This is a genomic window from Acinetobacter dispersus, from assembly GCF_009884975.1.
Lineage (GTDB): Bacteria > Pseudomonadota > Gammaproteobacteria > Pseudomonadales > Moraxellaceae > Acinetobacter > Acinetobacter dispersus.
Genome location: NZ_CP041970.1, coordinates 387,632 through 401,318, shown reverse-complemented (window position 1 = coordinate 401,318; position 13,687 = coordinate 387,632). Strand labels below are relative to the sequence as shown.

The following is a 13,687-nucleotide window of genomic DNA, read 5'->3' as shown; positions in this document are numbered from 1 at the left end:
GAATTAAACACTTTCAGCTTGTTTAACAGGGAACCAACCTGTTGTTGCCTTAATAACATCTTGCAGCTTGTGAGGAATACTGAGCTCGGAAGCCTGTTCGAGGTCTAGCTGTAAATTGATTTCAACCCCACGACCACTCTGGGCTAATTCAACCCAATTTGGATTCATAATCAATGCTTTCCCAATGGCAACAGATGACAAACCTAAATCTAAAGCCTGCTGGGCTTGTTCGGGTGTATTGATCTGTCCTGCCGCAATCACAGGTACACGATGTGCGACATAATCAGCAACAACTTTTGCAATGACTCCAAGTTCTGGATCATTCACTGGGGTGGCATTCAAGACATTGCTCAATGACACATGCAGATAGTCAACCTGCTCCTTAATCAAACGATCAATCAATTGCAAACTATCCGCAATACGCAGACCAGCCGCATCATATTCTTCCACCGAAATACGGTAACCCAATAAAAATGGATGTTTTGCATGTGCTTGGATTACGCGTTTAACTTCTTTCACGACAGCTAATGGAAATTGCATGCGTTTTTCGAGTGAACCACCCCATTGATCATTGCGCTGATTAAATAAGGGAGAGAAGAAGTTTTGAATTAAAAAGCCATGCGCACCATGTAATTCAATACCATCAAACCCAGCTTCAATTGCACGACGTGTGGTTTCTCCAAAGGCACGAATCGTTTCCAAGATTTCCTCATGGGAGAGTGCACGACTTTGTAACTGTCCATCATTAAATGGCCCTGCAGGTGCCTTTAACTCACTTGCACTAACCAAGTCACTATTTGGGATTAAACTCGGCACAGCTTTATTGCCCGCATGAAAAATTTGCAAAATAGCAAGTGCCCCACCACTTTTTGCAGCCTTCGCAAGTTTTGCCAAACTATCTGTAAAACGGTCATCATAAGCTGCAAATTCATTGCTAAAACCAATACCGTTTTCTTGTACATGCGTACATCCCGTAATGACTAGCCCAACACCTTGTACACGATGGCGTATATACTCCAACTCTTGTTCTGAAACGGTATAGTCGTCATTACTTGACCAAGTGGTCATGGGAGCCATAATCACTCGATTGCGTAAGTTAATGCCTTGAGCCAATTGGAATGATTGAAATAACGCAACATTTTTTTTAGACATAGAAACATCCCACAAAATAAACTTCTCTTCTCATAAAAAGTATATGGGATGCACTTTTTCTCAGTTGCCTAAACTAAGCACTTATTTGCCTATTTTGCCGTTTCTATTACTCCGAATTTATAAACCTTGTCGCATACGTTGGATGTCGCGTTGCGGAGACTCACCAAATAAACGGCTATATTCACGGCTAAACTGAGATGCACTTTCATAACCCACCAAACCAGCTGCTCGCCCTGCATCAACATTTTGGTTAAACATCAAATGCCGTGCTTCTTGTAAACGTAACTGCTTTTGGTATTGCAACGGACTCATCCCCGTTACGGCACGGAAATGTTGCCTAAATGTCGATGGACTCATAAACGCTTGATTGGCTAGATCGTCCATACGCATTGGCTGCACATAATTATGCTTTAACCAATTCACCACTTGGTGGATCTTTTGATTGGCCGAACCCGACTTCACCAACTGACGTAAATATGTACCATGCGGACCATTTAGTACACGGACAATAATTTCTTTCTGAATCAAAGGTGCTAAATGAGGCAACATCAGCGGTTCATCTAATACCTTAATCAATCTTAAAAAAGCATCAATCAAAGGTGTATCAACAGCTTCCACCGTAAAAGAATGATGTATATCTTCTACAGCCGTGCTGTTTTGTGTAGGCATTTCTGCCACAACCTGATTCACCATTTGTAAATCAAGCAATAATAAAACCGCTAAAAATGGTTTTTGTGGCGAAGCTTGCACGATATGCGAGGTGACAGGCAAATCGATGGTGGTCAACATACTTTGCCCTTCAAAGCATTGATAGACTTGATCACCAATTACAACTTGTTTTTGTCCCTGCAAAATAATGCCAATTCCCAAGTTATAAATACAATGCGTACTGTCAGTCGGATGCATTCGACTGTGAAACGAAAGTTGAGGAATCACAGAAATGTGATCACCAGATTGCTCAGCAAAATGCGAAACTGCCTGAGTCAACTGATCCATATTTACATTTCTTTCAACAGAGGTCGCCATAGCAAATTCATTTATCCAGATGAAGTTAAAAAATAGAAGCAATTCATTGATAATAAAACATTAATCTATAGGAGCAAATACACTTTTCGCTTCAATAAAATGCGCTGACCCAAGATTTATCATGCAGCTCAAAATGAGTAAATAAGGGTTTAGTAATGATGAGCCGTAAATAGCCAGCTTATCCGATCTTTAAAACTTGATCCCAATTAGTCAAATAACTTGGTGATTTATGATTTTGCGTCATACACCATGCCCTCCCATGAGGGGTGATTAAACGCCCCAACGTCATGGTGTCCCGTCCGAACTTTTCATTTATGCCATCAAAAGCCACTGAAAGATTTCTTCGAGCAATCAGTTCATCAGTATCGTGAAATAAATCAACAGCATGACTATGCTGCGGAATGATGTCTAACAAGATCACTTCCGCTTTTTTATAACGATGTCCAGCCTGAAAAATGCGATCAAGCCCCTGCTGTACCGCTTTGATAATCTCTAAACGATCATCACTGTAGTCAGGCAAATACACGACTGTATAAGGTCGGTAATACTGGTTCTTATTAAAGCGGTTGGTACGAATACTTACCCCAACCGCCTTACATAATAATTTCTGATGGCGTAAGCGCTCTATGGCACGTAAACTAAATTCAGTCAGTGCGCCACTTAAATCACTTTTTTCCTGAATCGGCTGTCCAAATGAACGACTACTCAACACCTGTTGACGGTCTGTCACAACATCCTCAAGTTCTAAGCAAGCCATACCTTGTAATTCTTTGACGGTATTTTCCATCAGCACTGAAAAATACTTTCCCATCATTTTCGCATCTGCTTGCAGCAAATCCATCACTGAGTAGACATTCATTTTTTCCAAACGTTGTCGAATCTTACGACCCACACCCCACACTTCCCCTACGGGCATATGCTGCAACAAATCTTCAATCACGCAGGGATCTTCCGCAACAATATTACAGACACTATTAAAACAGGCATGCGTTTTGGCGAGATTATTGGCGAGTTTTGCCTGAGTCTTGGAATAACCAATGCCGATACAGCACGGCAAGCCTAACCAGTTTTTGACGGTATCTAAAATCTGATGCGCATACGCAGTCAAATCATAACTTTGGTGGTAGGCAGTTAACTCTAGAAAGCATTCATCAATCGAATACACTTCCTGCTCGCATGGATCGACAAAGCTGCCCAATATATTCATGAAACGACGCGACATTTCCGCATATAAGGCATAATTACTTGAAAAAACTTCGACTTGATGCCGTTGAATAATCTCTTCAATCTGAAAAAAAGGCACCGCCATGCGAATACCGAGCTGTTTCGCCTCATAGGAACGAGAAACCACACAACCATCGTTATTGGATAGGACCACCACAGGACGATTTTCCAACTTTGGATTAAACACGCGCTCACAACTGACATAACAGTTATTTACATCAATCAAAGCAAAAATACGTTGTGGCAGGCTCATGGGCTTATCTCATCGGTTTCAGGTTATAAGTCACAACGCCCCAGATCAGTAACTCTTGTCCCTCGCTAATATAAATATTCTGGTAGTCAGGATTCTCTGCCTTTAGCCACACTTTAGGCGGACTGAAATGATGATCAATCATTAACCGCTTCACGGTAAAATCATTGTCAATCAAGGCAATCACTATATCCCCGGATTTGGCAGGAAGACTGCGATCCACCACCAAAGGATCATCAATATCAATGCCCGCATCTAACATCGAAAGTGAATTTGCTTTCACAATGAAAGTAGAATTTTCGTTACGAATTAAAAACTCATTTAAATCTAAAGCTTGTTCAACATGGTCTTGGGCAGGCGACGGAAAACCAGCGGCAACACGTTCCGTTGCTAGTGGAATGTGATAAAGTCGATCATTCTTAGCTTGGACATTTTGTATTTTCATTGAGGTCGTCAAATCAGTTTGAGTACCCGTTTTGACATTATTCAGTAACCAATTTTTGATGAAATCAACTTGAGATTCGGGAACACGAATGACTTTGGTCGGCTCACTGAATTGTGCCTTCCGCCCAGCATTGGTTCTTGCCCCCCCATGTTCAAATTCAGTTTTTTTGGACATAATTTCCCCCTACCCAAGCTTAAAATACTTTCAATTAATTTAACTTGAAAAAGTTACAAATTCAAGTTGACGTACAATTAATTTTGCATAACAATAAATCCATAGATCAGATTTTAGCTTGTTTAACTTAGACAAGGATGTAAGACAAACTAAAATTATTGTTTTAAATTAATGACTTATTTTATTTTATTCAGTTCAAAAATGTTAAGCCATTGATCTAATTCATTAATCTATTTGATCTCTCAGCAGTTAGGTTTTATTCAAATATTTTTGATGTGGAGACATGAAAAATGAACAATCGACGTGATGCTATTCTTGGTTATGCTGACGAACAACATGCTTTCTTTATTCGCCTGATCGAGAACAATACTGTGTTAGGTGATAGCTACGGACTATTTTGTGACAATCAAAATAGCGAAGCTGCAGAAAGTATTATGACCACACTTTTTTTAAAGAAATCTTTTTGGCTCAATGGTTCTGAATTTAATGATATTGTGAAAGGACTTAATCCAATTAATTAATCTAACTGAGACAAAAGAACATATAATTTTGATCGATAAAAGAGCTTAGGTGACATCTAAATTGTAAGCTCTTTATTTTTCTCACAGGCCTCCTCTGGTTTTACATCATGTACGATTTCTCTCAAATAAAAACCCACTTATTGGATTGAACATAAGTGGGTTTTTACATAGTTTAAAAACAGGGCTAAATTCAGATAAATCTTTTGTCATTCACTGGCGCAACCAATTTATAGATTTTTCCATCGATATCGCTTTCAAACAATAAGTCGATATTTGGAAAAATGATATTTCCTTCTACTTCAATATGTTCAACCCGTTTAAAAAAAGGAATATCATGGTCTTCTAAATCATTCAGCTGTGCAACGACAACAGATTCGTTTTCTTCTTGGTCCTTGACGATGACTGTAATCTTATCCATAACAGTTCTCCCAATAATATTGTTCATAGCACTATGGGAATTTTTTTTAACCTTGTCGACTAAATGGTTGTAACAAGAGTTATAAGTATTAGACTTTTATTAATTCATTAGTTAAGTACTTGAAATTATCCTTAAATAAATAAATTCCATTAATATTTATTTAACTAAACAGTTACAGTGAAGTAGAAAACGTTTCAAAATGCTTCACTGCATTGCCTCTGGATAAGGCAATTTTACTTACTGGTTAACCCATTAGATATTTCGTTCTTATTTTTATCATTCGATTTTTCAACACTTTTCTCTGCTTCATTTTTTAACTCAAGATATTCTCTTGCATCTTCTCGTTTATGAATACCCCCTAATTTTAATGCTTGTGTATCCACCTCAGCATCAATATCGGCCTTTTTTGTAGATTGCTTAATAAGAGAATTTTTGTTTTTTTCAGGTGATACATTGCCAAAATGTACTTGTACCGCTGGATTGACATCCCCCCCAAAAGTTTCAACAGAAAAAATAGCTGTTGATGTCATCAAAGTCAGCACCCACCATCGTATGTTTCTCATTCTCAAGTCCTAATTGATTTTTAATTTTAAGGCCAATTTTATCATATCCTCTTTGCGTTCATGCTTTAAACAGCTTTGCAAAGCTTCAAATTGCTTATATTTATACAATAATTCATCTAGCTACCCTATATGAAAACGACATATGAATATCAACAAATGAATCATATCTCTTCAGCGCAACATTTAGGTGGAAGCAACAACCAAGCTATCGATAAAATAAAGCCCTAAATTCAAAATGATAGCAAATTGAATGAAATAGCGTTCTTTTATAATTTTTGCAAAATAATTTACTTGATCTAAATCTTTTTTATCGGCGTAAACGATCCCAACTTTTAGATTGATATCAAAATCATTGACGGGGACAACCTCCAGATTAGAGTTCTTCTCAGAATACTTATCAAAAAAAGGTTTAGGAAATATCCCCAATCCATCACCATTTACAACACTATTTAATTGAGCCTCTATCCCGAAAACCTCCTTATTTGCATAAAAAACTGAGCCTTTTTCATTGAGTTTTTTATTTAGGCTTTCTCTAAAACAGCAACCTTCTGGATGTACTACCCAACCCTTTTTACTACACCGTTCTAAAGTTCTGTATTCTTTAACACCATTCTTTAGCGCAACAACAACCAAAGGTAAAGTTCCAATATTTTTGAAAAACAAATGTTCCGAGAGATGAAGATTGGAAGGAATCATGACAATAGCAAGTGCCAGCTCTCTACCATCCACCTGATGAATAAGGCTTCGCCCCCATCCACTTTGCATTTCAATTTCAGTCGAATAATGATCAAACTTATATCGATCATCGATATATTCATATAAGTCATCTACCAAGGTATTCGGAAGTCCTATTTTTATTTTTTCTAGTAATGATCCCTTTTTTTGTTGATGAAAATTTTCCAACTGCTCCAACTGTTCAAGAATATGACGTCCTTTGAAATATACTTGTTCACCAAAATGCGTTAATTGCAAAGGTCTACTTTTACGGTTGAACAGTTTACCCTTCAATTTTTGTTCAATATTATTGATCCGCTTCGTTACAGTTGACTGGTCAATACCTAGCTTTTCTGAGGTTACTGTTAAAGATGAATTCTCAACAGCGTATATAAAAATTTTTAAATCTCTAATATCTAACACTTTCACACTCATTTATATTTTATTTAAATACATTTCAAATAGATTTACGCTTTGCTTATCTAGAAAAAGGCTGCCTCTGATGTCATGCACCAGAGCTGTATTGAGTGATCTCCTAAGAATAAAATTTCGGTTTTGTTGGCTTATGATTGTTACCAGTTGCCTCTACGGTGGTTACTCACCCAACGATACATGCCTTGAATATTCAGTATTTTCATTGTGCTAAAAGCAATCCATGTTTGAACTTCAGGGCTAAATTTTACGTTACGGTAAAGCTGATCCCTGGACTGACCTGCGCGAACCAAGTCAAGCACTTGCTGATGTAAGTCTACGAGATAGTTCCGTAACGCAATCTGATCCTCACGAGTCGCAGGCGTATAGTGTCCAACATCAATAATATCGACATCCTGATTAATGACCCAATTTAAAGTATCAATCCAACCAGTGTAATAAAAGTCGAGGAAATCGTTATAGGGCATGCTTTTACTTTCACACACATCCGTACATTGCAGTGCCTTATATTTAGGGAACAGTACCATGACCATGCTATCCGAATGGCTTGGTGCGACGTAGTGTAATAAAACCTCTTCACCTCCCAAGGTAATTTTCATATCCTGATCAAAAACACGGTCTGGCAATGCGGTTGCTAATTTTTCCCCGACAATCGGTTCAATACTGCGTTGGTTGGCAACAATCGTTGCGCCATCTGCTTTAAAAACTTGCCCACCACTAATATGATCCGCGTGAGCATGGGTATAAACCACATACTTTACAGGGACACCGAAACGTTTTTTGATTTCATCTTTCAACCATACAGATGTACATGTCATTGCAGGATCAATCACCAAAGCACCTTCTTTAGTGATCAATACTAAACCACTGTGTACCGCTAAGCCTGCCCCTGTGGTATGCCGATAAAGATTTCCTTTCACTTGGGTTAAATCTCTCGGATTATCAGGACAAGCCGCTGCAGTAAAATCTGTTAAAACTGGACGATTCTGATAGATTGATTGATCGACAGAATAGCCATTATCTTTCGCAAAAATGGTACTGATCGGTAACGACAGCAATAATGCTACAAAAATTTTATTGCTTAGAACCAACCTAATCCTTTGATTTTTCATTGTACTCATATCAGAAACCTACATTGCGACATTTAAGATAAATCTAGCAAGTTAAGCCCCCTGACAAAACTCACAGAATTCACAATATACTGTCCTAAAATTAGCAACAATAAAGGGTAAAGACTGCGTGCAAAAACTTGATGATCTCTTATTATTTACTGAGGTTGTAGAACATGCTGGTTTTTCTGCCGCAGCAAGAAATCTAGGCATACAGCGTTCTAAGCTCAGTCGGCATATTGCTGAACTTGAAAATAGGATTGGAGTACGTTTATTTCATAGAAATACAAGGAATGTAGTACTAACCCCTGCAGGCGAAGAAGTCTACATCCATGCAAAAGCATTGAAACAGGCAGCGCATAATGCATTTGCTGTGGCAACAGACCTTGCTGGAGACCCCAAAGGTGTATTGCGTATCGGCTGTTCTTCAACATTGGCACAAGAAGCTCTGATGCCAATCCTCGCGTTATTTATGAGTGAATATCCTAAAATACGAATCATCATCAATACCTCAGATCACAATATTGACTTGATCAGTGCTCAAGTTGATCTCGTTTTTCGGATTTCATCCAAGCCTCTCGATGACTCCAGTTTAATTATACGTCCAATCTGTGATTTACCGATGGTATTGGTGGCCAGCCAAAATTACATGGAGGACAAACTACCAATCAAACATCCAGATGAGCTTAAGGCTTTAAACTTCATAGCGCTTAGTACTCAAAAAAATACTGTTTGCAAAGAATTTGTTTATCTTCACAATGAAATACATGCAATACAGCTTGAGCCATATATGAGCTGTGGCAATATGTCGGTGCTAAAATCAGCAGTTAAACAGGATATGGGAGCAGCAATCCTTCCAAAGTATTTATGTATTCATGAATTAAAATCAGGTCAATTTGTAGAAGTATTTGAACCAAATACCCGATGGGAACTTCATCACTCCCTGATTAATGCACTCATCCCCACACGACAAAATATTTTATTGGCAACAAAATTGTTTTTAGATTTTTCGATACCACTATTACGAGAAAAGCTAAATAAAAATTAGAATATTAATCACACATCTATGCATTTTTAATGTTTATAAAAAGAACAAAAACATACACCGAACATGTTGTAAATGAATTTAGCAGGTGCACCTATAGGATATACATCATGATCATGTAAATAAAAAATCTCCCCATCATCTAGTATTTTTAGAATCTGATTCTTTCTTTTTAATATAACGCCCTCTCTTATTATTTTAAAAACCTGTTCCTCATAAATTTCAAATAGATAAAAGAACACCATATCACCCTCCTTAAAATCTTTTGGTTCAAATTTCTTATATTTCTTACACTTTTTGCAAATCCAATCTTTCACTTGAAATACCTTGATTATAAGTTTTCAATAATATTTCACTCTTATTATATGGATTTATTTTCATAGTAATTAACAGTAAACTATTAAAAAATTATCATTTAGTGAAAATTTAAATAATTAACTGATTTTAATTCTTATTTTTATTTAAAATTTCAATATTTTCTCAATAACGACTTTTACGGATAAAAAAAATCTTTAGATCCTATGCCTTGGCGATATCCTTGTTTGAGCTTCAATTCAAATTGTTATACTATAACATAACAATAGATATCTTTTTAACATGCACAAACTCATGCAAATATCCTCCCAACGCTTACAAGCAATCGATGCTTTAAGAGGTTTAGTTATCCTGATTATGATGGTAGATCATGTTCGTGAAACTTTTTATCTCCATCATCAAGTACCCGATCCTATGCTGATTGCTGATACCGACAAATCACTATTCTTGAGTCGAGTACTGGCTCATTTGTGCGCTCCCGTGTTCATCCTGCTAACTGGGTTATCTGCTTACCTCTATCAAGCCAAAAATAATCTTGTGATGACACGCGAATTTTTACTCAAGCGTGGATTATTTTTGATTTTCCTTGAGTTGGTTGTGATCAACTTTGCTTGGACTGGAAGCTTCCCACCCGATGTAATTTATTTACAAGTTATTTGGGCCATTGGTTTGAGTATGCTGGCTTTGGCAGCGCTGGTTGGCTTACCACGAAAAATTTTATGGACGATCAGTCTTGTTATTATTTTTGGGCATAACCTGCTCGATCAGGTCTCGTTTGAAAATATCCCTATCCTACAAAATCTATGGATGATTTTGCATGAACGAGGCTGGATTGAATTTGGAGAATTTATTCGATTTAGAACCTCTTATCCAGTTTTACCCTGGATTGGCGTGATCACACTGGGTTATTGTATTGGTACAGTCGCATTTAGACAAAATAGAAATGCAGGACAAAGAAATCTGATATTACTCAACTTTGGCTTATGCAGTATTGGCTTATTTTTGGTCTTAAGATGGATCAATATGTATGGCGATCAAGCATGGATTGTGATGCCGACCATCACTGAAACAATCATGAGTTTTGTCAATCTAACCAAATATCCCCCCTCCCTTCTCTTCATTTTGTGGAATGTTGGTATAGGGTTGCTGCTATTCGTATTATTACAAAAGTTTGAAACTAAATCATGGATCAAGCCATTAATCATCTTTGGTTCAGTACCCATGTTCTTCTATATTGTTCACTTGTATGTACTAAAAGCTTTATATCTGATTGCCGTTCATATTTTTGGAACAAATCAAGGAGAATACTTTGGCGTAAATCATGTTGCTACGCTTTGGTTCATTGCAATCATACTCAGTATGCTACTTTATCCATTAATGCTTAAGTTTTCAGACTTTAAGCATAGAAATAAACATATCGCTTTGCTTAAATATTTTTAGAGCGAAAGTAAAAAGTTAAATCCGTACAGTTGTTGAAAATAAAACAAACTTCTGTACGGATGAAACAGGATTTAAAGTTCAACTGAGATTCAGCATTCGAACTAGAATGATTGAGAAATGCTTAGCTTATAATCACGACCTGTGCCTGTCATATATTCCCCTAAATACATCTTGTAGTCGCGATTAAACAGATTATCAATTGAGAAATTTAACTTTGGTCCTTTCTCCCCCACAGGCTGCCAGTCAGCGTAAACACTGTGCAGTGAATAACCTTTGGTTTTTGGCAAAGAGAAAGAAGATGCTGCAATCGACTTCTCATTGTCAGATAAACTCCGATCCTGTGCCGCCACAAAGATTCCTCTCCAGCCCATCGTTAAGTGATGCTCAGGCACATTTACACCCAAAGTCGCTGTGGCCTTTTTAGGAGGTATATCGGTCATCCATGTTTTTTGCTCAAACCAAGGATTCACAGGAGAATTATCACGCTGCCCACGAATATATGAATAGGTTAAACCTGTAAACCAAGTCGGTTGATTATAGAACACCTCAGCCTCATAGGCCTTGATCGTGTAATCGTTTACATTGCGATAAAAACCGTGATTATAGTTTCCATTACAGTCATTGATACTGCCATTTCCACCGTTGGCATTGTTCTCTGCTTGTACCTTACAAAAAGTTGAAAGGTTACGGAAGATTTCGTCACTTCCTCGATTACGATGATAAGTCAGACGAACTTGTAAATGATCTTCTGATGCAAACACATCATCAAAATTCATTTCATTGCCTAAACGAATCGCGAGCATCTTTTCAGGTCGTAAATAACGGCTGGTCGAAGGCACGGATGTCACCGCTGATTGTACATAATATTGTTCATCTACCCGCGGAGCACGCCATGTCTTACTGATATTGGCAAACCAAGTCAGATAATCAGCCTGCTTCCATGCCAAAGCTAAACGTGGAGACCAACCTGTATAGGTCTTGCTGGAATAATCATGCCCAGCACTAGGGTCATTATAACGTGGTGCTCGGTTTGGATTGCCTGTATTGGTTATATGATCGTAGCGAAGTGATGGCGTAATGGTGAAATTATTAATCTGATATTGATCTTCCACAAAGGCACTCAACATTTGCTGTTCACCTGATGGCATATAATAGGGTTCATAATAACCAAAGTTATAATCAGGCTTTTTGGCATTGTTCTTATCGTAGATCAGGGAATTCTGCTCCATCTTTTGATATTGCGCCCCCACTTTTAATTTATGCGTACCGTATTCAGTTGCAATATCGCTGATATTGCTGAGTTTAAGCGCCGTATTGGTATACGTTACCCAACTTTCATTGCCCAAGGTTGCCGCTGATCCATTAACGCTCGGTAGTCTTTGATCATGTTGATCCGTCTTTGAATAAGATGCGGTAGCTTTTAGATTAAGGTATGGATTTGAGTCTGGGTTAAACTCATATCCCATCGAATAGCTGATATCGTTTTGATCACGGTAGACTAGACGACGCTTCCAAGCCTCCTCATAACCATATTTTTTAATATCCGCTTCAGTTGGTACAGCATCTTGATCACGCATAGCCGCAAATGGTTCCCAACCTTTATGTCCACCCTGCATCGCATTTAATGTGATTTTTTGACTGTCTGTCGGATGGAAATTCAGCTTGGCCAAATAGGTATTTTGCTCTTGTGCAGAATATAAAAACTTGGTGCCATCTGGGCGTTTAACATCACCACTGTCTCGATTGGTATAGTAGAACATTGCATCGACCAACCCATCTTCACTTTTGCCATATACCGCACCTGTATAGGTGTTTTGTGAATTATTGGAGAACCTTGAATACTTTAAAAAAGCACCAATATTTTTATCATCTCGAAGCAAATCAGTTGCATCTTTGGTTTCCAACGTGACTTTTCCACCAAAACCACCATTACCAACTTCAACGTTATGTGGCCCTTTATCTACTGTGATTTTCTTTAAAATTTCGGGCTCAATAAAGACTGAACCCTGACGGTATTTATCAAAGCTTTTTACCGAGTCATCCAATGTAATTGGAACATCTTCAACCCCACCCATCCCTAAGATATTAATGGTTTGCCCACCTGGTCTTGGCGAACCAGCGGAACCAACACTTGGCATGTTATCTAGCAATTGAGCAACATTGTTTGCCTGATAACGATCGATGGCTTTTTGGTTTAATACACTCTGACCAAACTGAATGGTATCTTCTTTCTCTGCCTGCACCACAATTGGTGTCATTTGATAAATTTGGTTCTGATCATTGGCTGTGGATGAGCTTTTAGGCAATGCTACAGTTTTGTTCGAATTCACTAAAACTGTTGTTGTATTACTATCTGCATAGACCTGTACTGTTAAGACATTCATAGATAAAGCAATAGCTAGTGCAAGTGGCTTTATCACCGTTTTTTGAGAGAGAACTTGAAACATACATCTTCACCAAAAGATAAAAATTCATCGTCCTCCTAAATAGGCGATAAAATAATTAAGGATTTAAATAAAAATAATAGAATCAAAAAATTAGTGTTCGGCAACAGTCAACTTCTTCAATATTGAAGTAAGCAATGAAAGAATTAAGGCATCGACTCAGTGCGACATAGTAATCGGGATCACGATTTTGAATCAACGTATGTCTATCATGCGTTGGGAGAGGATTTATCATTAAATTATGCAAACACCATAAATAATAGTAATTATCATTTACATTTGAGAATATGTAAATAACTTCTCCATTTTTTTAGAATGAACAATCAATTTTGAAGGATCGTCAAAAAAGACATCACCTTGATGATTGATACAACACCGAACAAGAACAATCGAATAAAAGAACGGATGAAATCTG

At 37.7% G+C, this 13,687-nt stretch carries 13 protein-coding genes; 3 read left to right on the top strand and 10 right to left on the bottom strand.

Annotated elements, in window-relative coordinates:
* Positions 1–3 precede the first annotated feature (3 nt).
* The 4 genes from FPL17_RS01655 to FPL17_RS01640 form a co-directional block, all read right to left on the bottom strand.
* Positions 4–1,152, bottom strand: coding sequence for an NADH-dependent flavin oxidoreductase (locus FPL17_RS01655; RefSeq protein WP_159882756.1), 1,149 nt, complete (start codon positions 1,150–1,152; stop codon positions 4–6).
* A 117-nt stretch (positions 1,153–1,269) separates the two neighbouring features.
* Positions 1,270–2,178: an AraC family transcriptional regulator gene (locus FPL17_RS01650; protein WP_159882754.1), complete on the bottom strand. Its 909-nt coding sequence runs from the start codon at positions 2,176–2,178 to the stop codon at positions 1,270–1,272.
* A 178-nt stretch (positions 2,179–2,356) separates the two neighbouring features.
* Positions 2,357–3,655 carry a Y-family DNA polymerase gene (locus FPL17_RS01645; protein WP_159882752.1) on the bottom strand — a complete coding sequence of 433 codons (1,299 nt, stop codon included), beginning with the start codon at positions 3,653–3,655 and terminating at the stop codon, positions 2,357–2,359.
* A 4-nt stretch (positions 3,656–3,659) separates the two neighbouring features.
* A complete protein-coding gene (locus FPL17_RS01640) occupies positions 3,660–4,271 on the bottom strand; it encodes a LexA family protein (protein ID WP_159882750.1) in 612 nt (203 codons plus the stop codon).
* Positions 4,272–4,561: 290 nt separating this feature from the next.
* On the opposite strand from FPL17_RS01640, the gene FPL17_RS01635 reads away from it, so the two are divergent.
* Positions 4,562–4,792, top strand: coding sequence for a hypothetical protein (locus tag FPL17_RS01635; protein ID WP_005183397.1), 231 nt, complete (start codon positions 4,562–4,564; stop codon positions 4,790–4,792).
* 190 nt (positions 4,793–4,982) lie between these two features.
* Here FPL17_RS01635 and FPL17_RS01630 read toward each other — a convergent pair whose 3' ends face one another.
* From FPL17_RS01630 to FPL17_RS01615, 4 genes are all read right to left on the bottom strand, one after another.
* Positions 4,983–5,210: a hypothetical protein gene (locus FPL17_RS01630; RefSeq protein ID WP_005183398.1), complete on the bottom strand. Its 228-nt coding sequence runs from the start codon at positions 5,208–5,210 to the stop codon at positions 4,983–4,985.
* Positions 5,211–5,443: 233 nt separating this feature from the next.
* A complete protein-coding gene (locus FPL17_RS01625; protein ID WP_159882748.1) occupies positions 5,444–5,773 on the bottom strand; it encodes a hypothetical protein in 330 nt (109 codons plus the stop codon).
* A gap of 183 nt (positions 5,774–5,956) precedes the next feature.
* Positions 5,957–6,922, bottom strand: a complete 966-nt coding sequence (locus FPL17_RS01620; protein WP_151716696.1) for a LysR family transcriptional regulator — start codon at positions 6,920–6,922, stop codon at positions 5,957–5,959.
* A gap of 137 nt (positions 6,923–7,059) precedes the next feature.
* Positions 7,060–8,040, bottom strand: a complete 981-nt coding sequence (locus tag FPL17_RS01615; RefSeq protein WP_159882746.1) for an MBL fold metallo-hydrolase — start codon at positions 8,038–8,040, stop codon at positions 7,060–7,062.
* Positions 8,041–8,158: 118 nt separating this feature from the next.
* Here FPL17_RS01615 and FPL17_RS01610 point away from each other — a divergent pair, with 118 nt between their 5' ends.
* Complete coding sequence (locus FPL17_RS01610; protein ID WP_159882744.1) at positions 8,159–9,076, top strand: LysR family transcriptional regulator; 918 nt, start codon at positions 8,159–8,161, stop codon at positions 9,074–9,076.
* Positions 9,077–9,102: 26 nt separating this feature from the next.
* On the opposite strand, the gene FPL17_RS01605 is transcribed toward FPL17_RS01610, so the two are convergent.
* Positions 9,103–9,390, bottom strand: a complete 288-nt coding sequence (locus FPL17_RS01605; protein ID WP_159882742.1) for a hypothetical protein — start codon at positions 9,388–9,390, stop codon at positions 9,103–9,105.
* A gap of 292 nt (positions 9,391–9,682) precedes the next feature.
* Between FPL17_RS01605 and FPL17_RS01600 the strand changes: the two genes are divergently transcribed.
* Positions 9,683–10,828, top strand: coding sequence for an acetyltransferase domain-containing protein (locus FPL17_RS01600; RefSeq protein WP_159882740.1), 1,146 nt, complete (start codon positions 9,683–9,685; stop codon positions 10,826–10,828).
* 101 nt (positions 10,829–10,929) lie between these two features.
* Here FPL17_RS01600 and FPL17_RS01595 read toward each other — a convergent pair whose 3' ends face one another.
* Positions 10,930–13,275, bottom strand: a complete 2,346-nt coding sequence (locus FPL17_RS01595; protein ID WP_159882738.1) for a TonB-dependent hemoglobin/transferrin/lactoferrin family receptor — start codon at positions 13,273–13,275, stop codon at positions 10,930–10,932.
* Positions 13,276–13,687: the final 412 nt, after the last annotated feature.